Source organism: Allopontixanthobacter sediminis (assembly GCF_009828115.1).
Classification (GTDB): domain Bacteria; phylum Pseudomonadota; class Alphaproteobacteria; order Sphingomonadales; family Sphingomonadaceae; genus Allopontixanthobacter; species Allopontixanthobacter sediminis.
In genome coordinates this window covers 183,793-206,274 of the sequence record NZ_WTYL01000003.1, presented here as the reverse complement: position 1 = coordinate 206,274, position 22,482 = coordinate 183,793, and the positions used below count along the sequence as shown (strand labels likewise).

Here is a 22,482-nt window from a genome sequence, read left to right as displayed (position 1 = left end):
TTTGTGCAGGACACCCCTGTCGAGGATTGGTTGCGATGAACCACGATCAGGCGCGCGCCTTAGTCCGTGATTTTCCGATTGGCGATCCTGCCAAGGCATTCGAACTTGGCATCCGCCTGCTACGCGAAGATTTTGCGGAGATCCTGCTGCCCTCTGCCATCGCTGCCGCACGAAAATTCCCGGATGATCCCCGCATGCAGCAGCTGGTCGGACTTGCAGCCCGCGCTTCCGGCGATAGCCGTCTTGCGCTCGGCGCTTTTGCAGCAGCCGCCCGCCTGGCCCCTCACGACCCGCTAATCGCCCATTCGCATGCTCGCGCCGCGTTGGAGGCAGGGCATTCGAGTGTATCCCTGTTCGACAAGGCTATCCAGCTTGCCCCCAACGACGCTTCGGCGATACTGGGCCGGACAGCGGCATTGACGCAGGAGGGGCAGGCTGGGGCCGCGGCAGAATACATGGCGGGCGTGCTGGTAGATAACCCGCAATGGATCGACGGTCATCGCTCGCTAGCGCGGCTTGCCGGCCAATGCGGGCGGGATTCGCTAAGATCGATCGAGCAGGCGCTCCAACGCTTTCCAATGCATCGGCCGCTGCACGAATTGCGAGTTTACACCCTGCTCGAAGCGCGCAACTTATCCGGGGCCGAAGCAGCGATACGATCCGCCGCTGCACAGATCGGCGACGAGGCCTGGTCGCAGGATATCGCCGCGCATGTGGCTTCCGAAAGCGGCGATCACCTTCGCGCGGAAGGCCTGTTTGCGTCCGTCCCGCCCCCGCCCGACATCAACGCCGTTTCGTTTCGTGCACGTCATATGATCCGGGCCGGCAGGATCGACGACGCCGCAGGGCTCCTCGAACAGTGGATGCCGGCTGACCATCAAAATCAGCTCTGGCCTTACATATCCCTGGTGTGGCGACTTACCAGCGATCAACGCCACGCCTGGCTGGAAGGTGACAAGGAGTTGGTCCGGACATACGACCTTTCTGCTTCCGTCGCCGATTGGGCCGCGCTCGCCGAACATTTGCGGTCGCTCCATTTCGCGTCCGCAGCTCCGCTTGACCAATCGGTACGCGGCGGCACCCAGACGGACGGAAACCTGCTGCTTCGCGATGACGAATTGATCCGCCCGCTGAGGCAGACGATACTGGACACGGTCAGGACACATGTCGCGCAGTTTCCGCCTGCCCGTAACGGCCACCCCACTTTGATCACCGAACGGAAACCACAACGTGTCGCGGGATCATGGTCGGTTCGCCTGTTCGGAGCGGGCTACCATAGTGACCACGTCCATAGCCACGGGTGGATCAGTTCCGCATTATATATCGCGCTGCCGGAAAGTGTGGGCCGCTCCGCATCGGGGAAAGACACGGCGGGCTGGCTATCGTTGGGAGAGTGCCGCGAACTGGTGCCGGATCTGAAACCTATCGAATTGATCGAACCCGCGCCGGGCAAGCTTGTCCTATTTCCGTCGACCATGTGGCATGGTACGCGTCCCTTTTCATCGGGAGAACGCCTGACCATCGCGTTCGATATCGCCCGGCCCAAACAGAGTTTACCTGAATGACGGATTCCACGAGCACATTGAACCAGCCGCCCCGGCAATTGATCGCCGCGATGGAACGGCTAAGCATGGCCGATAACTCCGGTGCGCTCGAAATCGCTGAGGCCGGTGCAGCTTCGGCAGCGGACCGTGCGCCCTATCACGCGGTGGCAAGCCTTGCAGCGCTTCGCCTAGGTTTACCGGCCCGGGCAATCCCGCATCTGGAGGCCTTGATTGCGATCAATCCGGCCGACCACCCCAGCCGCGTCAATCTTGCACGAGCGCTGCTGGAAACGGGCCGGGCCGAAGACGCCCTGCGGATAGCCGATGGTGCGGCCCACCCTGACCTGGCGCGAATTGACGGCTACATCCGCCAGCAAGCAAATGACCTCGAAGCGGCGGCAGCGGCCTACCGCAGGGCGATTGCTGCGGACCCGGACGATCTGGCCAGTTGGAACAACCTTGGAAATATCCTCGCGAGGACCGGCGACCATGACGGAGCAATCGAGGCGTTCGAGCGCGCGATCTCGATAGCTCCGTCGGAGGTTTCGATCTATTTGAACCTGGCTGACGTCCTGAACACAGCCGAGCGATACCGGCCCCGTCTCACAGCGCTGCTCGATGCACACCGGATCGCGCCGGACAACCAGCGTGTCCTTATCGAATTGGGCATTACCCACGCCCGCCTTGACGAGCCCGAAGCGGCGATCGCCCGGTTGGAGGAAGCAATCGCGCTGCCGGGTGACAACAGCGACGGCTACATCGAACTTGGAGTGATCTACGAAAGCCTTAACCGGGTCGACGATCTGGCAAACCTGGTCGAGCGGGTGGAAGATCGGAAAATGGGCGCCGAGACCGCCTTCCTTTCCGCCTGGCTCGCACGCCGCCAGGACCGCTTCGAAGACGCGGCAGCGTTCGCGGAAAAGATCCCCGAATCAATCCATCCGATGCGACGCTTCCATCTTGTCGGCGGGATTGCCGACCGCCTTGGCGATGCAGATGCAGCGTTTTCCGCGTTCACCCGCATGAACGAAGAAGCCTTGGCGGCAACGCCGCCTGCCGCGGGCTTGACCTACCGCGAACAACTGCAGGAAACGATGTCGGGCTGGACGGATTCGTGGGCGCAAGGCTGGAACGATGTCGACGTACCGCAGGAACCCCGCGATCCTGTGTTCCTGGTCGGTTTTCCCCGCTCCGGCACAACCCTGCTCGATACGATGCTGATGGGTCAGCCGGGGCTGTCGGTACTTGAAGAACGTCCGATGACAGCGCGTACTCGCCGTCTGGTCGGGGAAGACGATATAGCCGCTCTCACGCCCGGGCGGATCGGCGAACTTCGCGCAGCTTATTTCGAATTCGCGCGGGAGTACGGTTGGGACGACACCCGCTGGCTGGTGGACAAGCACCCCCTGAACATGGACCGTATTCCCTTCATCCACCGGCTGTTCCCCAACGCGAAGATCATCATGGCGGAACGCCATCCCTACGATGTCGTGTTCAGCTGTTTCATGGCGAATTTCCAGATGAATTTCGCCATGCGCAGTTTCACCTCATTGCAAGAAGCTGCACTGACCTATGATACGGTCTTTTCGGCATGGGAATGCAGCCTGCAACTCTTCCCGGTTGACGTTCACCGGGTGCGTTACGAACGACTGGTGGTCGGCCCGCAAACGGAACTTTCGCCGTTGCTCGAATGGCTGGATCTCGACTGGGACGACCAATTGCTCGATCATACCGCAACGGCCCGGACGCGCGGCCGGGTCCGTACGGCCAGCTATTCGCAGATCGGCGAAGAACTTTACTCGCGCGCACGTTACCGTTGGCGCCGCTATGCCGATCACTTGTCACCGGTAATGCCAATCCTGCGGCCATGGGCCGAAAAAATGGGCTATGAAACCGAATAAACCGTCGGCTTTGCGATAGTTGCCGTAGACCTATTCCGATTTCCACCGGGCGGACTGCACCTTTTCGGTTGCTTCACGCGCATCCTGCTTTTCCGCCGCCCACTGCGATGCGGTCTTGCAGACCTTTTTAGCGCTGACCCGGGAACCGATGACCTTGTCTTGGTGGCAGATCATCTTTTCGGGCTTCGCTTCGGCAGGCGCAGCTTCGGCAGTGGCTGGCTGGCTTGGTGGTTGCGGAGTGGCCGCCGCCGGATTGGCGGAAGCGGCCGCAATGATCAGAACTGAGGCAAGACCTGAAAAACTCATACAATATCCCCACGCGATGACTGAATGCCGACTTTTGCCACCGGGTCAGATATCAGTCAAAGATAAACAAGGGATCCTGGGTCCCTCGCGCATTATCAACGCAGATTGAACAACGGCCAAGGATTGAAGAAACCTCAGAATTGGGGCAACTGCCTGAAATCCGGCAAATCGAGAACCGTGAAGGTTCCGCGCCATCTTCCCCGGCAAACCAGGACAGGATAGTTCCATGAAATTGATGCGAATTCGGCCCGTGAATGCCCTCACCCTTGGTTTCGCGCTCACGACCCTGGCTGCTGTGTCCCCGCCTGCAGCCGCGCAAGATGCCGCCGCGACCCAGGGCGGGGAGAATGTCGAATATCTCGATTTGCTTAAATCCTGCCAGGCAGAGGCGGCCGATTCGGCGCGGCTCGCCTGCTTCGACAGCGCAGTCTCGCGCATGCTCAAGGCGAACGAAGAAGGCGATCTTCAGGTCGTGGACCGCGCCGACGTGCGGGAAACACGCCGCAAGTTTTTCGGGCTCTCGGTTCCCGACCTCGGCATCTTTAAAAAGCGCGACGAAAGCGACACAGAGGAACTGGAAGTCCTCCAAAGCACTATCACATCAGCCACCAGGACCCGCCAAGGATGGGTCATCCAGACTGCTGAAGGTGCCTTGTGGCAGATCGATGAAGCACCCAGGCGCTTGCTCGATCCTGAGCCGGGACAGCCGGTGGAATTCCGGAAGGCGGCTCTTGGCAGTTACTTCATCAGGGTCAACGACCAGCTAGGCGTGAAGGGCCGGCGCATTCGCTGATCAGGCCAGACGGCGCGTTGCAGACGGGTGGTCCCAAGTTCGGCACATCGCCGGACAGCGTTCGCGAACTCCTTAGATTGCGAAAATTATCGACAAAGTGGTGCTCCGTTGTGACTGTTGCTGCAGCGCAACAGCGACACCTTAAAGTCAATGTTGCGGTTTGATTTCATTTGCGACTAGTCCCCCTGTGCCCCATCCCTCGGCAGAGCGGATTCAGCACGGCCCCGTGTCGCTGAACCTGTTTGTTCGACTTTTATCCTAGATGCCGGGTTTTCCGGCCATCCTCAGGGGGACTGGATCTACTATGAAAAATACTCTCACCAACTTGAACGTTGGCAAGGGACGCCTGTTCGCAGGCGCAGGCCTTGCAGCGGTAACACTGGCTACCTTCGCGTCGCCCGCCTATGCGCAGGATGCCGATGACGAAGCACCAGTAACGGTAACCGAAGAAGCTCCGGTCGCCGGCGCTATTGTCGTTACCGGCACGCGTATCCGTCGTGACGAATTCACGACCGCCGAACCAATCACCGTGATCACCTCGGAAGAAATCACCCAGGCAGGCTTCAACAGCGCGACTGACGCGTTGCAGAGCAATGCGGTGACCCAGGGTTCCGGCCAGATCAACAACTTCTTCGGCGGTTTTGTAACCGACGGCGGCACCGGTGCCAATACTCTCGGCCTTCGCGGCCTCGGCCCTTCACGTACGCTCATTCTTCTGAATGGTCGCCGGCTTGCTCCGGGCGGTACGCGTGGTTCGGTTCTCGCAGCCGACCTTAACGTCCTGCCGACCGCAATCGTCGACCGCATCGAAGTCCTGAAAGCGGGCGCTTCGTCCGTTTACGGTTCGGACGCAGTCGCCGGTGTTGTCAACATCATCACCGACCAGCAGCTTCGTGGTTTCCAGATCGAAGCTCAGACCAACGTTCCCGAAGTGGGTGCCGGTATCGATACCCGCGTTGCGGCATCGTTCGGTTTCCAGACGGACCGTCTCAGCATCGTGGGCTCGGTTGAATACCGCAAGCGCAACAAGCTGGCCCGCAACGACGTGCCATTCTTCGATTGCCCGATTGGCGGCTTCCTTGATGGGGAAGGTTCCGAATTCGGCTCCGCTGATGGCGTCGGTTTCGACGGCACAGGCTGCTTCACGCTGGACAATGGCGGCGTGACAATCAACACCCTTGGCGCCCCAACTCGCGATGCCGTGAGCCGTACGACCGGCGCCGTAGGACGTTTCAACCGTTTCGTTCCAGCGCCCGGCCAGACCACTGGTCCGTTCCCAGGCTATCTCGGTGTCGATTTCTACAGCCGCGATACCCTTGACCCGGCTCAGGAAGAAGAACCGCTGATTACCCAAGCCGAAATCTACACCGGCTATCTGTCCGCAAGCTACGACCTCGGAACGCTCGGCAACGCCGAACTTTACGGCGAACTACTCGGCACGCGTCGGAACTCGGCCTCGCCGCTGTACCGTCAGCTGTCGCTCGATTATGTCACCGGCAGTCCGTTGCTTCCGACGAACCTGCGTAATGGTGTCTTCCTTGCTGCCAACCCCACCTCGAACGGTCGGACTGTTGCGGCCCGTGGCTTCATCGGCTTCGGTCTCACGGATTCCGCCCAACAGGTTGACTACGTCCGCGCAGGCGCAGGCCTTCGCGGCGACTTCTTCCTCGAAGGTTGGCGTTACGATGCCTATGTCGGCAAGTCGTGGAACGATGGTACCTACGAAATCGAATCGTTCCTCACCGACCGTCTGGCAGCTTCGCTCGACGTCGTGCAGAACACAGACGGTTCGTTCAGCTGCGCATCTCAGGGTATCAATCCCAACTGCGTGGCAGCACCGGCTCTTAGTGCAGACGTAATCGGGGGGATCCTTCCGCAGGATTTCAAGGATTACATCTTGGTCAACACAATCGGTGAGACGCAGTTCCGTGAAACGACCTTCGCCTTCAACATCGATGGTCCGATCTTCGCCATGCCCGGCGGCGATGTTCAGCTTGCTCTTGGTGCTGAATACCGCAAGCAGAGCATCAACGACCAGCCGGATGCCAACTCGATCAACGGCAACCTGTTCGGTCTCACTGCCGGCACGCCGACGGTCGGCAACGACAACGTCAAGGAAGTCTTCGGCGAAGTCTTCGTGCCGATCCTGGCCGATGTACCGTTCTTCTACCGCCTGAACCTCAACGCGTCGGCCCGGTACACGGATTATGCATCGTATGGTTCCGATACCACGTACAAGATCGGCGGCGAGTGGGAGCCAATTCGTGGTTTCGCCCTTCGCGGCAGCTACGGCACCTCCTACCGTGCTCCGGCCTTGGCTGAGCAGTTCCTTGGTGCCACCAGTGGCTTCCTTGGTTCCGGTAGCGACCCTTGCGACGATCTTCCTGCTCCTGGCGCGCAATCGCCCAACCAGCAGATCATTGCGGCTAACTGCGCCTCGATCGGTCTGCCTGTTGGCTTTACGCAAACCAGCGGAATCAGCGTCTTCCGGGTCGGCGGTGCCGAAGCAGGCCTGTCGGCGGAAACCTCTAAGAACTGGACCGTTGGCGCAGTTGTCAGCCCACCGCTGCCAGCTTCGATCGGTACCGTTTCGCTGTCACTCGATTACTTCGACATCAAGGTTGACAACGGCGTATCAGATCTCGCGGGCGGGACCATCCTGAACCGTTGCTACTCTGATGTGAACTTCGATCCGAATGCCGGTTTCTGCCGCTTCGTTACCCGTGACGCCAACCAGCGTCTGACGGTGATCAGCAGCTTCGTGAACCTGTCGGAAGACATCGTGAAGGGTTATGAATTCAACGCCCGTTACGCACGTGATCTGTTCGACGGACGTTTCGTACTGAATGCGAACGTCACGAAGTACACCGAGCAGTCGACCCGTCTGTTCCCGGAAGAGTTCCTGACCGACGCCAATGGCATCGTGACGCAGCCTGACTGGGTGGGTAGCTTCGACGTTACCTATGCGATCGACAACGTGACGTTCCGTTACGGGATCGATTGGACGGATGGTGACAAGAACAAGACCTACGAGTTCTTCGCCTTCGACGAACTGACCGGCGAAACCGACCCGGATACGGTTCAGGCTTTCCGTGACCAGTACCTGCTCGAAACCGATGATTACTTCCTGCACTCTGCTTCGGTCCAGGTCGATGTTGACCAGTTCGAATTCACCTTTGGTGTTCGTAACCTGTTCAACACCGCACCGCCGGAAATCACTGCAATCGGCTTCAACACGGTCGGTAACGCACCGCTCTATTCCGGTTATGATTACCGGGGCCGTACGTGGTTCGCTAACGTGAACTTCGCGCTCTGATCATACCGAGCATTGCTCAAAAGAAAGGGCCCCGGGAAACCGGGGCCCTTTTTTGTTAGGCAATTGTTCGTTTTCCGGATTGGCCGAGGCGGGTGTCCTGGAACGACCGCCCCCGCCGTATCCTTAAGTGACGGCCATCTCCAGCGCACCGTCGCCCTCGTCGATCTCGACCGTGCTGCCGTCGGGAACTTCGCCGCGCAAAATCATGTCGGCCAGCGGGTCCTGCAGGTAGCGCTGGACCGCTCGCTTCAGAGGCCGCGCGCCGTAGACCGGATCATAGCCGACCCGGCCGAGCCAGCGCCTTGCCGCTTCGGTCAGGTCGAGAGTAATCTTGCGGTCCTTCAATAGTTTCTGCACCCGGCCGACCTGGATATCCACGATCGGGGCCATGTGCTCCATCGCCAGGCGGTGGAACAGGATGATCTCGTCCAACCGGTTCAGGAATTCCGGACGGAAATGCCCGCGCACCACGTCCATCACCTGCGGCTCGACATCCTCGACCTTCTGGCCTTCCTCGAGGTTCGACAGATACTGGCTGCCAAGGTTGGACGTGAGGATAATCAGCGTATTCGAGAAATCGACAACGCGGCCCTGCCCGTCTGTGAGCCGGCCGTCATCGAGCACCTGCAGCAGCACGTTGAAGACGTCGTTGTGCGCCTTCTCTACCTCGTCGAACAGCACGACCTGATAAGGCCGCCGTCGCACCGCCTCAGTCAGCACCCCGCCCTCCTCATATCCGACATAGCCGGGAGGTGCACCGATCAGCCTGGCGACCGCATGCTTCTCCATGAATTCGCTCATGTCGATCCGGACCATCGCCGAATCGTCGTCAAACAGGAATTCGGCCAGCGCCTTGGTCAGTTCGGTCTTGCCGACACCGGTGGGGCCGAGGAACAGGAAGCTGCCCAAGGGCCTGCCCGGGTCCTGCAATCCGGCCCGTGCGCGGCGCACCGCCTTCGATACAGCGTTGACCGCCTGTTCCTGGCCGATGACCCGTTTGCCGATGGTCGATTCCATGGCCAGCAACTTGTCCCGCTCGCCCTGCATCATCCGGTCGACCGGCACGCCGGTCCACCGGCTGACAACGCCGGCGATGTCGTCTTCGGTCACTTCTTCGCGTAGCAGCGCGTTTTCGGTATGACCCTGCGCCGCCTCCAGCGCCTTCTCGAGTTCAGGAATGCGCCCGTAAGACAGCTCGCCAGCCTTGGCGAGGTCACCTTCGCGCTGAGCCTGTTCGAGTTCGATCTTCGCCGCGTCGAGCTGTTCTTTCAGCCTGCTCTCGGCATGGATCTTGTCGCGCTCGTTCTGCCAGCGGGTAGTCAGTTCGGAACTTTGCTGCTCCAGATTGGCCAGTTCCTCGCGCAGGGCGCTCAGCCGATCCTTGGAAGCCTGGTCGCTCTCCTTGGTGAGGGCCGATTCCTCGATCTTCAGCTGGATAATCCGGCGGTCGAGACCCTCGATCTCCTCCGGCTTCGACTCCACCTCCATCCGGATCCGGCTCGCCGCCTCGTCCATCAGATCGATCGCCTTGTCGGGCAGGAAGCGGTTGGAGATATACCTATTGCTCAGCTGCGCCGCCGCAACAATCGCATTGTCGGTGATCCGAACCCCATGGTGTAGCTCATACTTGTCCTTGATTCCGCGCAAGATGGAGATCGTGTCCTCGACGCTGGGTTCCTCGATATAGACCGGCTGGAACCGTCGCTGCAGCGCGGGGTCCTTCTCGACATATTTCTGATATTCATCCAGCGTGGTCGCGCCGATGCAATGGAGTTCACCGCGTGACAGAGCCGGCTTCAGCAGGTTGGAAGCATCCATCGACCCTTCCGAGGCGCCGGCACCGATCAGCGTGTGCATTTCGTCGATGAACAGGATGATCTGGCCTTCCGCACCCTTAACTTCATCGAGCACCGCCTTCAGCCGTTCCTCAAATTCGCCGCGGTATTTGGCGCCCGCTATGAGCGAGCCCATGTCGAGCGCCATCAACGTGCGCCCTTTCAGGCTGTCGGGCACATCACCATTGGCAATCCGCAGCGCCAGTCCTTCGGCAATCGCCGTCTTGCCGGTTCCCGGCTCGCCGATAAGGGCGGGATTGTTCTTGGTACGCCGGGCGAGGATCTGGATCGTGCGGCGGATTTCCTCGTCGCGGCCGATCACCGGGTCGAGCTTGCCATCGCGCGCGGCCTGGGTGAGGTCACGGGCATATTTTTTCATCGCGTCATAGGCGTTTTCGGCACTGGAGGTGTCAGCCGTGCGGCCGCCGCGCAATTCGTTGATCGCAGAGTTCAGTGCGCCCGGCTCTACATTTGCGGCCTTCAGTATCTGGCCCGCCTTGGTGGTGCTGGCGAGCGAGAGCGCGACCAGCAGGCGCTCGACCGTGACGTAGCTATCGCCAGCTTTCTCGGCGATCTGTTCTGCCTGGTCGAGCAGGCGCACGACATCGTTGTCGAGGCCCGGCGTCTGCTGCGCCCCGCCGCCGGACACCGCAGGCACCTTCGCCAGTTCCAGATCGACCTGCTGGACGGCAAGTTTGGCATCGCCGCCCGCGCGCTGGATCAACCCGGCGGCCATGCCCTCCTCATCTTCGAGCAGCGCCTTCAGCAAATGCGTCGGGCTGATCCGCTGATGATTGTTACGGATGGCAACTGTCTGCGCCGACTGGAGGAAACCCTTGGCGCGATCGGTGAATTTCTCGAGATTCATGAAGTGCCTTTCGAATGATACCGGCTGGATATAGTGTGGCGAATTTGCAACACAAGTATCCCCCATGTCTTGGCAAACAGTAGGTGTGTTACATCTATATAGGGGTTGCCAGTGCCAAGCCACAAGCTTGCGAAGCGAAAGCGTTTCGGCTGGCGACCGCGCTCGGTGCCGAAAGCGAAGGTTTCGTATCACAACCCTTTTCCGACCGGAAAAATCCCGCTAGTCCGGAGGTGAGAGGATTACTGCATGAAGAAGTGGCTCGCCCGGCTGGGCTGGGTTGTGCTGAGCCTGTTGGTTGTGATGCTGATTGGCCTGATGACATGGGAGCCGCTGTTCGCGACCCGCGGTACAGCGCCCAAAGCGACGGATTATCGTGCGGAGATCATCCGCGACGAATTCGGCGTGCCCCACATCTACGGCGACACCGACGCGGACGTCGCATTCGGCGTAGCGATCGCCCACGCACAAGACGATTTCTTTACCTTGCAGGATGTCGTGGCGATGAGCCGCGGACGCTACGGCGCGATCGCCGGGGAAGACGGGGCAGCGGTCGATTACGTCTATCACCTGCTGGACGCGCGCGGGACGGCCCGGCGCCAGTTTACCTCCCTCCCCGCGGATACGCAGGCGCTGTTCAACGCCTATGCCGCGGGCCTTAACCAATACGCAGCCGAGCATCCTGCCGAGCTGAAGCTGGGCAGCCTTTTCCCCGTCAACGGGGAAGATGTCGCGGCGGGCTTCGCGCTGCGCCAGCCTTTTTTCTTCGGTCTGAACAACATCATCCAACCGCTGGTGGCGGGTGAACCGATGCGGCCTGAATACGGACCGGCGATTACCCCCGCCAATCCGCAACAGCCCGGCCCGCTTCCTGTCGGCGAAGACGGCGCACTTGCCGGTTCGAACGCATTTGCAGTCTCGGCGGAAAAATCCGGCGAGGCCACCACTCGGCTGGTCTCCAACGCGCACCAACCATGGCGCGGCGGTGTCGCGTGGTACGAACTGGTCGTGGAAAGCGGAGAGGGCTGGCACTTCGCAGGCGCCAATTTCCCCGGCAGCCCGTACCCGTTCCTCGGGCATAACGAAAATCTCGGTTGGACCAACACGGTCAACCGCCCTGATCTCGTCGATGTCTACAAGCTGGAAATGGACGAAAGCGGCAAGAATTACCGGCTCGACGGAAAATGGCTGCCGCTGGAAGAAAAATCCGTCCGCCTCGCGGTGCGGTACGGACCGGTATCTGTGCCGGTGTGGATGACGGTTTACCACAGCAAACACGGTCCGGTGATCAAGAACGACAATGGCTTCTATGCCATCCGCTACGCCGGGATCGACGATCTTGGCCAGCTCGATGCCTATTACCGGCTCAACAAGGCGAAAGACCTTGCCGAGTGGACCAGCATCATGGCCCGGATGGACGTCCCCTCGACCAATTTCATCTACGCCGACGCAGCGGACAACATTGCCTATATCTACAACGCATCATTCCCCAAGCGGAAGGTCGGCCCCGATTGGCGCGGCATCTTGCCAGGCGACGACAGCAGCCTGATCTGGACCGAAAAAGCCGATTTCGCCGATGTCCCGCAATATCTCAATCCATCATCCGGCTGGGTGTTCAACGCCAATAACAACCCATTCAAGGCCGCGGGGCCCGGCAGCGACTTGTCGCCGGACAGCGTCGCACCGGAATTGGGGGTCGAGCTCAACAGCACCAACCGCGCCCGCCGCGCATGGAAACTAATGAGCGAAGCCGCCACGATCGACCGCCAAACGCTCGAGGCGATAAAGTACGACCAAGCCTACGAAAGGGCCGGATACGTCGACCAGATGCTGGACGAAATCGCCGCACTTTCGCTGCGCAAGGGCACCTTGGAACACCGTGCCCAGCGATTGCTCGGCACGTGGGACCTGACCGCCGACAACGTTGGACGTGCCGATGCCCTGGCGCTGCTGATATTGCGCGAATACATGTCGGCGGAGTATCAGAACAAGCTGGAACAGCCGTCTCCCGAGGGGCAACTGGGCGACGCCGCACGGCACCTGATGACCCATTTCGGACGGCTCGACCCGCCGATGTCACAAGTGCTGCGCCTGCGGCAGGGCGAGGTCGACCTGCCCCTCGATGGTGGCAGCGATACGCTCCGCGCATCAACCACCTGGGACGTTGATGACGACGGACGCCTTTCGGTCAAACATGGCGACAGCTTCGTAATGTTCGTCGAATGGGAACAGGGCAAACCCGTCCGCTCCCAATCGATCCAGCCCTTCGGCTCCGCGACCACTCGCCCTGACAGCCCGCATTACAGCGACCAGTCTACACTGTTCATCCAGCACCGTCTGAAACCGGTTCATTTCTGGCGCGTTGATGCCGAAAGAAATGCGGTTAGTCGAAAAACCGTGACCAGCCGGTGAGCGCTGGTTAAACAGGTATCCAAAGAAACAAATCAACAATTTGGGAAATTTCATGCGTCTTCGCTTTACCGCCGTCAGCCTGCTTGCACTTTCGCTCGGTGCGTGCGCCACAACTTCGATGGAACCGGCATCCGCAATTCCTGCGTCAGCCGAGCAAGTCACCGCCGCGGAACCCGCTTCGGTTGAGGAACTGGTTAGCGCGGTTTCGATCCCATACGAACGCTTCACGCTCGATAACGGCCTGACCGTGCTGGTCCATACCGACCGCAAGGCACCGGTTGTCGGCGTGTCGGTGTGGTACGCAGTGGGCTCGAAGCATGAACCCGAAGGCAAGACCGGGTTTGCCCATCTTTTCGAGCATCTGATGTTCAACGGCTCGGAAAATTCACCGGGCGATTTCTTTGAGCCGCTGCAGCAGGTCGGCGCGACCGATTTCAACGGGACCACCTGGTTCGACCGCACGAATTACTTCCAGACTGTGCCGACCGGCGCGCTCGATCGAGCGCTGATGCTCGAAAGCGACCGGATGGGCTACCTGCTTGGCGCAGTGACGCAGGAAAAACTCGATAACCAGATTGGCGTGGTCCAGAACGAGAAGCGGCAGGGTGACAACCAGCCGTACGGCCTGACAGAATACGAACAACTGGAAAATCTCTACCCGTCCGGCCACCCCTATCATCACTCGACCATCGGTTCGATGGATGATCTTTCCAGCGCAACGCTCGACGATGTGAAGCAGTGGTTCCGCGATCATTACGGCCCCAACAACGCCGTCCTGGCGCTGGCCGGCGATATTGACGTCGCTACGGCCAAGGCCAAGGTCTCCAAATGGTTCGGCGCCATTCCCGCCGGCCCTGCGATCAAGCCAGTCGCGGCCCCCGTGCCCGATCTCGACGCGCCGCTCGAGAAAACGATTTACGACCGCGTCGCGACCCCGCGCATCTACCGGATGTGGGCCGTTCCCGGGCTCGACAACCCCGATTACCTGCCGCTGACGATGGGCGGTACCGTACTCGGCGGCCTCGCCAGTTCGCGGCTCGACAACGCGTTGGTGCGCGAACAGCAATTGGCAGTGAGTGTGGTCGCCCGCGCTGAAATCTTCGCCCAGGCCGGCCAGTTCGTGGTCTATGCCGATGCCAAGCCCGGGGTCGACGAGGGCACCTTGGCGGCCGCGCTGGACGCGCAAATTGCGAAATTCCTGGCCGAAGGTCCGACCGCGGACGAATTGCAGCGCGCCACCACCACATATGCCGCGGGCCAGATCCGCGGGCTGGAACAGGTCGGCGGCTTCGGCGGCAAGGCCCCGACATTGGCAGAGGGGCTGCTCTATCAAGGCAACCCCTCCGCGTATAAGGAGGCGCTGGAACGGGCCGCTGCGATGACCCCGGAAGAAGTGCGCAGCGTCACATCCAAGTGGCTGTCCCGCCCCGTATTTTCGCTGACTGTCGAGCCGGGTGACCGGACCGAAGGCGGCGAGAATCGCGGCGGATACATCGTCGCGCCGGAAGCTGGCAGCGGAATGCAGCCCGCGTTCTACAACGGTCCATTTGCAGCACAGTCCATGGGTGCAGCGGCGAATACGGCTACGGCCCAAGCGGACCGGTCGAAGCTGCCGGATGTCGAAGAATTGAGGCCGCTCGATTTCCCGGACATCGAACGGGCGACCCTTTCAAACGGGATGGAAGTGTATTTTGCCCGGCGTGACGCGGTGCCGGTGGTCAATGTCGAAATCGAGTTCGATGCCGGATATGCCGCCGATCCGAAGCAGCGCCTCGGCCTCCAGTCGATGATGCTGCAGATGATGGACGAAGGCACGACCACGCTGGATTCCACCGAACTGGCGATCGCCAAGGAACGGCTCGGTGCCGCGCTTTACGCCATCGCCGACGCCGACAAGACGACGATCGGGCTCGCCGCGATGGAGCCAAATCTGGCCCCCTCGCTCGAACTGATGGCTGACTATGTGCGCAACCCGGCCTTCGATCCCAAGGAACTGGAACGCGTCCGCACCCAGCAACTGACGCGGATAAAGAACGAGCTCAATGATCCGGGTTCAATCGGCCAGCGGGCCCTCGCACCGGCTTTGTTCGGTACCGACCACCCCTATGGTATCCCGCCCACGGGAACGGGCGATCCAGCCGTGGTCAGCATTCTCACGCGCGAAGAACTCGGCGATTTTCACCGGGTGTGGATCCGTCCCGACATGGCCAAGGTGTTCATTGTCGGCGATACGAACCTGGCCGATGCCGTGAAGTTGCTGGAAGCGAGTTTCGGCGACTGGCGCGCGCCCGGCGTACCGGCTCCGACCAAGGATTTTACTGCACCGATTCCTTCGCAGACTTCGCGGGTTATCCTGATTAACCGGCCAAATTCGCCGCAGTCCGTAATCCTGGCAGGCCGCGTCCTGCCGCAGAAGGGAACGGAAGACCTGCTGGTGCTGGGTTCGGCCAACGAGGTTTTCGGTGGCAGCTTCCTCAGCCGGATCAACATGAACCTGCGTGAGACCAAGGGCTGGTCCTACGGCGTGCGCAGCATCCTGCGCCAGCCGATCGACCAGACCAGCCTGCTGATCTATGCGCCGGTCCAGGCCGACCGGACCGGGGATTCGATTGTCGAATTGCGCAAGGATCTGGCCGCATACACTGGCGGACAGGGTGTCACCGCGCAGGAACTCGAACGGATGGTCAACGGCAACGTCCGCGAGCTTCCCGGTCGGTTCGAGACATCGCGCGCGGTTCTCGGCGGAATCCAGAGTATCGTGAATTACGGCCGCCCGGACGATTATTACGAGACCCTGGCGGAGCGTTATTCGAACCTTACCGCCCAGCAGATCGACGCCGAAGCAAAAGCAAACCTGCTCGGTGATGATCTTGTTTTCGTTATCGTCGGCGACGCCGCGGTGATCTCACCGCAACTCGACAAGTTGGGCCTGCCCGTCGAAACCCGCGAGGCGGCCGGCGACTGATCCTCACACACCCGACCCACCCATGCACAAGGAGAGAATGAATGTCTGTTGCAGGAACCTACGATTGCGTAACCAAGAGCCCGATGGGCGACCAGAAGAGCACCTTTACCGTCGTACCCGGCGATGATGGCAACACATTCACCGGCACCAACGCCGGTGCGATGGGCAGCATGGAAGTCGAAGACGGCAAAATCGACGGCAACACGCTGACTTGGAAAATGAACATGACGGTGCCCATGCCGATGACCCTCGATTGCGAAGCAAACGTGGACGGCGACCAGCTGGTAGGCACCGTAAACGCCGGTGCCTTCGGCTCGATGGCAATGACAGGCGAACGCCAAAGCTAACGCAAAGAGCCAATCCAATGAAAAGGCCGCCGGAGCGAGGCTCCGGCGGCCTTTTTCATGCTTGGTGACGCGATCCGGGACTAATGCCGATCAGCCCAGCTTCGCCTTCAGCAATTCGTTCACTACGCCCGGGTTGGCTTTGCCCTGCATCGCCTTCATCGTCTGGCCGACAAAGAAACCGAACAGCTTGTCCTTGCCGCCGCGGTACTCTGCGACCTTGTCGGGATTGGCGGCGAGGACCTTGTCGATTTCCGCTTCGATGGCGCCGGTGTCGGACTGCTGCTTCAATCCTTCGGTCTCGGCGATTTCTGCCGGATCGCGGCCAGTCTTTAGGACGATCTCGTAAATTTCCTTGGCCTGCCCGCCGGATACTGTGTTGGCGCTGACCATTTGCAGGATCGCGGCGTTGGCGGCGGCGGTGTTGTGCTCCAACCTTGCCTCATCCCCCAGCGACTTGATTACACCTGGGGCGACCGACAAAGTCCAGTTGGCGACCTGCGTAGCCACCTCGGCTTCGGTCTTTCCGGCCTGACGCGCGGTTTCCGCCAGCAGGGTTTCGAACCGGGCAAAGGTTTCCACCTCTGCCGTCAGCTGCGCCGCATTATATTCGGTCATGCCCAATTCGCCGGTGTAACGCAGGCGTTTGGCGTCGGGCAGCTCAGGCAGGGACGCGCGGCATTCCACCAGGAACGCATCCTCCAGCCGGAGCGGCAGCAGGTCCGGATCGGGGAAATAGCGGTAATCGTGCGCGTCTTCCTTGCTACGCATGGACCGCGTTTCGTTCTTGTCCGGATCGTACAGCCGGGTTTCCTGGACCACGGTGCCGCCCTCTTCGATCAGATCGACCTGGCGGCGCGCTTCCTGTTCGATCACCGCCATGACGAAGCGGACCGAATTGACGTTTTTGGTCTCGGTCCGCGTACCCAGTTCTGCCGCGCCGACCTTGCGTACAGACACGTTTACGTCCGCCCGCATGGAGCCTTCTTCCATGTTACCGTCACACGATCCGACATAGCGCAGGATCGACCGCAGCTTGCGCACGTATGCCCCGGCTTCGGCGGGTGAAGTCATGTCCGGCTTGGAAACGATTTCCATCAGCGCCACGCCGCAGCGGTTGAGATCGACGTAGGACATGGTCGGATGCTGGTCGTGCATCAGCTTTCCCGCATCCTGTTCGATATGGATACGCTCGATTCCGATGTATTTGTCTTCGGGAATGCCGGCCTTCTCGTCCCTGGCGATCAGCAGCTTCCCCTCGCCCACGATGGGATGATAAAGCTGCGAAATCTGGTACCCCTGCGGCAGGTCGGCGTAGAAGTAATTCTTCCGGTCAAACCGTGAATAGGTGTTGATCTGAGCCTCGATTGCCATGCCAGTACGCACCGCCTGGCGAACGCATTCCGCATTCAGGACCGGGAGCATCCCGGGCATCGCGGCGTCAATCAGGCTGACCTGGGCGTTGGGTTCAGCCCCAAATTCGGTGCTAGCGCTGGAAAAAAGCTTCGATTTCGATGTGACCTGCGCATGAACTTCGAGGCCGATTACGACCTCCCAATCGCCCGTCGCGCCCTGGATACGGTAATTGCTCATACCCACCACCTGTCCGGTTTGGCTGTAAAGTTTGCGCGCTCCTCGATGGCCAAGCCGGCGTTGAGCACACCCTGTTCGTCGAAGGCGCGACCGATGATCTGAAGGCCGAGCGGCAATCCTTCGCCGTTCACTCCGCACGGCACGCTCATCGCCGGCAATCCAGCAAGGCTTGCAGGCACCGCGAACACGTCGTTCAGATACATAGCCAAAGGATCGTCGCTCTTTTCGCCGAGGCCGAAGCTGGCGGTCGGCGTGGTCGGGGCAAGGATCACGTCACATTTCTGGAATGCGTCCTCGAAATCCTTCGCCACGAGGGCGCGGATTTTCTGGGCCTGCGTGTAATACGCATCGTAATAACCGGCACTGAGCACATACGTACCGATCAGCACCCGGCGCTTCACTTCGTCTCCGAACCCTTCCGCGCGGGTCGCGGCGTACATGTCCTGCAGGCCGGAACCCTCCGGCAGGTCGCGCAGCCCGTAGCGCACGCCGTCATAGCGCGCGAGATTGGATGAGGCCTCCGCCGGGGCGATGATGTAATAGGCAGGCAGCGCGTACTTCGTATTCGGCAAGCGGACATCGACCACTTCGGCGCCTGCATCCTTCAGCCAGGCGATACCATCGTCCCAGCTCTTGAGGATTTCAGGATCGGTGCCGTCCATCCGGTATTCGCGCGGAATTCCGACCCTCTTGCCCTTGAGGTCGGAATTGAGTTCCCCTTCCCAATCGGGAACTGGCAGGTCGAGACTGGTGGAATCCTTCGGATCGAAGCCCGCCATCGCGCCGAGCATGATCGCGCAATCGCGCACGTCATGCGCCATCGGGCCTGCCTGGTCGAGGCTGGATGCGAACGCCACTACGCCCCAGCGGCTGCAGCGGCCGTAGGTCGGCTTGATGCCGGTAATGCCGGTGAATGCGGCGGGCTGGCGGATCGATCCGCCGGTGTCCGTTCCGGTCGCCGCGGGGGCGAGCCTCGCCGACACCGCCGTGGAACTGCCGCCCGATGAACCGCCGGGAGACATCTGCGCGTTGGAACCGCCGCTACGTTTCCACGGACTGATGACATTGCCGAAATAGCTGGTTTCGTTCGACGACCCCATGGCGAACTGGTCAAGGTTGAGCTTGCCCAGCATCCCGGCACCCGCCGCCCAGAGGTTGCTGGACACGGTGCTCTCGTACTGGGGCACGAAGCCTTCCAGGATGTGGCTGGCGGCCGTGGTCTGGACACCGTCCGTAGCGAACAGGTCCTTCATCCCGATAGGGACGCCTGCCATGCTGCCGAGCGTCTTGCCGGCAGCGCGGTCGGCATCGACCTTGTCCGCTGCCTCGAGCGCCTTTTCCGGCGTGGTGACGATGAACGCGTTGAGCGCGGATGCGGCGGCGACATTGGCGTTGAAACCCTCTGCCACTTCGCGCGCGGAGAAATCGCCCTGTGCCACCCCGGTGCGGATCGCGGCGACGCCCAGATCGGTAATATCGGTCATTATTCTATCACCTTGGGTACGCCGAAGAACCCGTGTTCGCGCGCGGGGGCATTGGCCAGGATGTCGTCACGGCGGTCGCCGCCGGTCAGCGGGTCGGCGTTGACCACGTCATCGCGCAGCCGCAACGTGTTGGGGATCACCGCAGTCATCGGCTCGACACCGCTGCAATCGACCTCGCCCAGTTGCTCCACCCAGTTAAGGATGTTGTTGAGTTCGGGCACCATCCGCTCCAGCTCCGCGTCACCCATCTGGATGCGCGCCAGCGAAGCGATTTTCGCGACAGTTTGTTTATCTACGGACATGACGCCGCGTTAGCGGCGGGGAGGCGCGGCTTCAAGCGGGCATTGCACCATCGGAAGCTATTCGAAAGGAACGCCCAAGGGTTTGCCGTCGACATAGATTTGACGGCCGGTGAAAGGCCGGACCTCGACCTTGGAACCGGCTTCGACTTTTACTTGTGGGGTTTCGGTTGCGAGGCCCAACTCCGCGTTGTTCGGGGCATGTGTGGCATCCGCGGACAGGTCGACTTCGAACAGCGTGTAAGCGAAGTTTTCGACTTTCGCCAAGCGGCGAATCCCGCCCGCCCCGGCACCCAGATCAATAAGTACGCACGGCGTGTGACAGGCCCACGGCAATCCGAGAACCGCCGATTGCGCTTTTTGCCGCAACACGGGGTCGGAGAAATCCATCCGCAGGTTCGCCGCTCGCTTTTGCTCGTCGTCCGGTCCGGAGGGGTAGCGGTACGATCGTTCCTTCTCTGCCAGCGCCTTTGTAGCCAGCGCATTCATTTCTGCATTTTCGGATCGGGCCAACTCTCGCAGTGCCTGGCGTCCGCTTTCCCCGAAATCCCAGCGCAGTGCCGCATAATCGAAATCTTCCACACTGACCTTGCCCGCCTCCATTCGTGCGATCTGGTTGCGCGCGGACATCGCTCCGACATCGAACAGCGGCAGCGCCACGATAAATGCCAGCGCGCAGCCCGCGACCGCCAGGTGGAGATTGGCGCGGCGGAGGGCGTCATGCCATCCGGCTTTCCGTCCGCGGACCAGAGCCACCACATAGGCGAAACCGTAAGCGCAGGCGAAACCGATGGCGATCAGGCCCCAGATCCGTTCCGGCGAGAGGCCGTATTGCGCCACCCTCGTGCCCATCGAAATCGCGGCAAAGACCGTCAGCGGCAGAATTCCCAGCGCGAGGATCAACGCGGTGATCCGCATGATACGGGACGTGGTCATTTCGCTGTCGTCGTCTCGAATGATCGCATTGGTCAGCACAAACGCACCAAACGCGCAGGCGAGCAGGATCGGCGTGGCGCTGCGGGTGGCCTCCCACAGGACATCGGGCCCCGACATTATCATCGCCGCCAGGAACAGGACGAGCGCCGCGGCGAGCGGTACTGCGAGCAGGGACAGGACCAGCAGCACGACCGACTGGAGGGTGCCGAGTATCCTCAACTGGTTGCGCAGCGTGCCGAGCGCCGCGCCGAATGTCAGGCCGGAATAGGTCCAGCCGAACCATTCTTCATCGATCAGGTTCTTGAGCAAATCGATCTGTAGCAGGTGGAACAATTCGGACAGGACAGCGATCAGCGCCCAGGACAACCCCACGAAAACAAGCGCTCCGGCCCCGCTGACGATGTCGGTCCAGACATGGAAATGCGTGTCGCGGTAGGGTGTCCGGAAGCGAAGCCGGTGAAAACCGGCCTGGAACAATGGCAGAGACAGGGTAATTGCGACCACCCCGGCGCCAAACGCGAAGTCCTCGTCCGCCAGCCAGTCATTCGGGTCGACCGCCTGCCATGCGAGACCGGCCATGACCACGCCAGCAATCACCGCCGCCAAGGCAGGCTCGATCCAGCGGCCCCGGTCGAGCGTGAAAGCCGCGAACATGGCGGAGAAAAAAACAAAGGCAGCCAGCGCCATGTGACCGCGGCTTTGATCGTTTCCGTCAGTAATCAGGTAGACAAGCAGATCTGCCACGCCAAGCAACAGGCCCAGCACCCACGGGCGCAGCGACCAATCGCTATCAAACTGAACCGGCGAAGCCTGCGTGTCTGGGGTCATGCGGCGTTGTCTGCCTGTTCACCGCTTACAGCAAGCCCCGAAACATCCGAGTTATTATGGCTGCGGCGGTGCGGGTGGCGGCGGCGCGCCGGGTGCGCCCTGCTGCTGTTGCTGCATCATCTGCTGCATCTGCTGCATTTCTGCCATGCGCGCCTGGAAATCTGCCAGCGACATGAAGTCGATCAGTTCAACATCGAACACCAAATCGCTGTTCGCGGGGATCACTTCCTCGCCGGTTTGGGGGTTTGCCTTGCTTTCCGCGCCATAGCCCTTTTCCGAGGGGATCGTCATGAGATACGTCCCGCCCTTCTGCATTTTCATCGCGCCTTCGCGGAAGCCGGGGATCATCCCTTCCAGCGGCAGCGGCGTCTGCTGGCCTTCATCGAACACCGTGCCATCCGCAAGCTTGCCGGTGTAATTCACCAACACCACGTCGGTTGCCGAAGGATTTGGGCCTGCGCCCGCGGTTACCGTTTCGACCGACACACCGGCAGGCATGGCTGCGTAGGCGATGCCGGCGCCGATCAGGATCACCGCAACGACACCCAGCCACAGCTTGGTCAACGACCCTCTGGCGATCGGATGCAGCGGAACACGGGTAATCTCGGTCATGAAAGGTCCTGTTTGGTGAATGGCCTGATTGGTGGATGGCATACACAAAGCAAAAAGGGCACGGAATGCACCGTGCCCTGATGGCTGATCATCGTGTCTGGTTCAAGCGGGAAGTCCCGCAATTGCCGGACGGAACCTACTTGATCCCGTCACGCTCCATCCGCTTGCGTTCCAGCTTGCGGGCGCGGCGAACGGCGGCAGCCTTTTCACGGGCGCGCTTTTCCGATGGCTTTTCATAGTGCCGGCGCAGCTTCATTTCGCGATACACGCCTTCACGCTGCAGCTTCTTCTTGAGCGCGCGTAGGGCCTGGTCGACATTGTTATCGCGAACCATGATCTGCATAAATTCAAACACCTCACAGCAAAGGTACAGAGCCCGCGTCACGGCGGGGTTGCGCCTACAGCTAACCATTAGAAATTGTGCCGAATCCTGTCCGGATCGGCTCGAA

15 protein-coding genes are annotated in these 22,482 nt (G+C 60.9%); 7 read left to right on the top strand and 8 right to left on the bottom strand.

From position 1 onward, the window contains the following. Nucleotides 1–35 precede the first annotated feature (35 nt). Together GRI65_RS11785 and GRI65_RS11780 are read left to right on the top strand one after the other, a co-directional pair. A complete protein-coding gene (locus GRI65_RS11785) occupies nucleotides 36–1,565 on the top strand; it encodes a putative 2OG-Fe(II) oxygenase (protein ID WP_160756765.1) in 1,530 nt (509 codons plus the stop codon). Next, nucleotides 1,562–3,445 (top strand): tetratricopeptide repeat-containing sulfotransferase family protein, encoded by a 1,884-nt coding sequence (locus GRI65_RS11780; protein ID WP_160756764.1) that lies wholly within the window; start codon nucleotides 1,562–1,564, stop codon nucleotides 3,443–3,445. The genes GRI65_RS11785 and GRI65_RS11780 overlap by 4 nt, the downstream gene beginning before the upstream one ends. A 30-nt stretch (nucleotides 3,446–3,475) precedes the next feature. Here the strand turns inward: GRI65_RS11780 and GRI65_RS11775 are convergent, their stop codons facing one another. Further along, a complete protein-coding gene (locus GRI65_RS11775) occupies nucleotides 3,476–3,751 on the bottom strand; it encodes a hypothetical protein (protein ID WP_160756763.1) in 276 nt (91 codons plus the stop codon). 226 nt (nucleotides 3,752–3,977) lie between these two features. On the opposite strand from GRI65_RS11775, the gene GRI65_RS11770 reads away from it, so the two are divergent. Then, a complete protein-coding gene (locus GRI65_RS11770) occupies nucleotides 3,978–4,544 on the top strand; it encodes a hypothetical protein (RefSeq protein WP_160756762.1) in 567 nt (188 codons plus the stop codon). Between the two features lie 304 nt (nucleotides 4,545–4,848). Further along, the gene (locus tag GRI65_RS11765; RefSeq protein ID WP_160756761.1) at nucleotides 4,849–7,860 is read left to right on the top strand and encodes a TonB-dependent receptor domain-containing protein; all 3,012 of its coding nucleotides are present in this window, start codon (nucleotides 4,849–4,851) and stop codon (nucleotides 7,858–7,860) included. A 123-nt stretch (nucleotides 7,861–7,983) separates the two neighbouring features. Here GRI65_RS11765 and clpB read toward each other — a convergent pair whose 3' ends face one another. Further along, on the bottom strand, nucleotides 7,984–10,563 hold the full coding sequence (gene clpB / locus GRI65_RS11760; RefSeq protein ID WP_160756760.1) for an ATP-dependent chaperone ClpB: 2,580 nt from the start codon (nucleotides 10,561–10,563) through the stop codon (nucleotides 7,984–7,986). 246 nt (nucleotides 10,564–10,809) lie between these two features. Between clpB and GRI65_RS11755 the strand changes: the two genes are divergently transcribed. The 3 genes from GRI65_RS11755 (at nucleotide 10,810) to GRI65_RS11745 (ending at nucleotide 16,284) form a co-directional block, all read left to right on the top strand. Then, complete coding sequence (locus GRI65_RS11755) at nucleotides 10,810–12,972, top strand: acylase (RefSeq protein WP_160756759.1); 2,163 nt, start codon at nucleotides 10,810–10,812, stop codon at nucleotides 12,970–12,972. A 118-nt stretch (nucleotides 12,973–13,090) separates the two neighbouring features. After that, the gene (locus GRI65_RS11750; RefSeq protein ID WP_232844119.1) at nucleotides 13,091–15,937 is read left to right on the top strand and encodes a M16 family metallopeptidase; all 2,847 of its coding nucleotides are present in this window, start codon (nucleotides 13,091–13,093) and stop codon (nucleotides 15,935–15,937) included. 41 nt (nucleotides 15,938–15,978) lie between these two features. Next, entirely contained in the window at nucleotides 15,979–16,284 is a 306-nt protein-coding gene (locus GRI65_RS11745) for a hypothetical protein (RefSeq protein ID WP_160756757.1), read from the top strand. A gap of 90 nt (nucleotides 16,285–16,374) precedes the next feature. Here GRI65_RS11745 and gatB read toward each other — a convergent pair whose 3' ends face one another. The 6 genes from gatB to rpsU form a co-directional block, all read right to left on the bottom strand. Next, nucleotides 16,375–17,874, bottom strand: a complete 1,500-nt coding sequence (gene gatB / locus GRI65_RS11740; RefSeq protein ID WP_160756756.1) for an Asp-tRNA(Asn)/Glu-tRNA(Gln) amidotransferase subunit GatB — start codon at nucleotides 17,872–17,874, stop codon at nucleotides 16,375–16,377. Beyond that, nucleotides 17,871–19,358, bottom strand: a complete 1,488-nt coding sequence (gene gatA, locus GRI65_RS11735) for an Asp-tRNA(Asn)/Glu-tRNA(Gln) amidotransferase subunit GatA (RefSeq protein ID WP_160756755.1) — start codon at nucleotides 19,356–19,358, stop codon at nucleotides 17,871–17,873. The genes gatB and gatA overlap by 4 nt, the downstream gene beginning before the upstream one ends. After that, nucleotides 19,358–19,660, bottom strand: a complete 303-nt coding sequence (gene gatC, locus GRI65_RS11730; protein WP_160756754.1) for an Asp-tRNA(Asn)/Glu-tRNA(Gln) amidotransferase subunit GatC — start codon at nucleotides 19,658–19,660, stop codon at nucleotides 19,358–19,360. The genes gatA and gatC overlap by 1 nt, the downstream gene beginning before the upstream one ends. A gap of 57 nt (nucleotides 19,661–19,717) precedes the next feature. Next, complete coding sequence (locus GRI65_RS11725) at nucleotides 19,718–21,421, bottom strand: DUF4153 domain-containing protein (protein WP_160756753.1); 1,704 nt, start codon at nucleotides 21,419–21,421, stop codon at nucleotides 19,718–19,720. Nucleotides 21,422–21,475: 54 nt separating this feature from the next. Continuing rightward, nucleotides 21,476–22,033, bottom strand: coding sequence for an FKBP-type peptidyl-prolyl cis-trans isomerase (locus GRI65_RS11720; RefSeq protein WP_160756752.1), 558 nt, complete (start codon nucleotides 22,031–22,033; stop codon nucleotides 21,476–21,478). A gap of 136 nt (nucleotides 22,034–22,169) precedes the next feature. Beyond that, entirely contained in the window at nucleotides 22,170–22,376 is a 207-nt protein-coding gene (gene rpsU, locus GRI65_RS11715) for a 30S ribosomal protein S21 (RefSeq protein ID WP_006834591.1), read from the bottom strand. Nucleotides 22,377–22,482: the final 106 nt, after the last annotated feature.

Coding starts and splice junctions, on each gene's coding strand:
- gatC (WP_160756754.1), bottom strand. CDS start 19,660: ATGTCCGTAGATAAACAAACTGTCGCGAAAATCGCTTCGCTGGCGCGC.
- GRI65_RS11725 (WP_160756753.1), bottom strand. CDS start 21,421: ATGACCCCAGACACGCAGGCTTCGCCGGTTCAGTTTGATAGCGATTGG.
- GRI65_RS11750 (WP_232844119.1), top strand. CDS start 13,091: ATGGAACCGGCATCCGCAATTCCTGCGTCAGCCGAGCAAGTCACCGCC.
- GRI65_RS11780 (WP_160756764.1), top strand. CDS start 1,562: ATGACGGATTCCACGAGCACATTGAACCAGCCGCCCCGGCAATTGATC.
- GRI65_RS11785 (WP_160756765.1), top strand. CDS start 36: ATGAACCACGATCAGGCGCGCGCCTTAGTCCGTGATTTTCCGATTGGC.
- GRI65_RS11765 (WP_160756761.1), top strand. CDS start 4,849: ATGAAAAATACTCTCACCAACTTGAACGTTGGCAAGGGACGCCTGTTC.
- GRI65_RS11770 (WP_160756762.1), top strand. CDS start 3,978: ATGAAATTGATGCGAATTCGGCCCGTGAATGCCCTCACCCTTGGTTTC.
- rpsU (WP_006834591.1), bottom strand. CDS start 22,376: ATGCAGATCATGGTTCGCGATAACAATGTCGACCAGGCCCTACGCGCG.
- GRI65_RS11745 (WP_160756757.1), top strand. CDS start 15,979: ATGTCTGTTGCAGGAACCTACGATTGCGTAACCAAGAGCCCGATGGGC.
- gatA (WP_160756755.1), bottom strand. CDS start 19,358: ATGACCGATATTACCGATCTGGGCGTCGCCGCGATCCGCACCGGGGTG.
- gatB (WP_160756756.1), bottom strand. CDS start 17,874: ATGAGCAATTACCGTATCCAGGGCGCGACGGGCGATTGGGAGGTCGTA.
- GRI65_RS11775 (WP_160756763.1), bottom strand. CDS start 3,751: ATGAGTTTTTCAGGTCTTGCCTCAGTTCTGATCATTGCGGCCGCTTCC.
- GRI65_RS11720 (WP_160756752.1), bottom strand. CDS start 22,033: ATGACCGAGATTACCCGTGTTCCGCTGCATCCGATCGCCAGAGGGTCG.
- GRI65_RS11755 (WP_160756759.1), top strand. CDS start 10,810: ATGAAGAAGTGGCTCGCCCGGCTGGGCTGGGTTGTGCTGAGCCTGTTG.
- clpB (WP_160756760.1), bottom strand. CDS start 10,563: ATGAATCTCGAGAAATTCACCGATCGCGCCAAGGGTTTCCTCCAGTCG.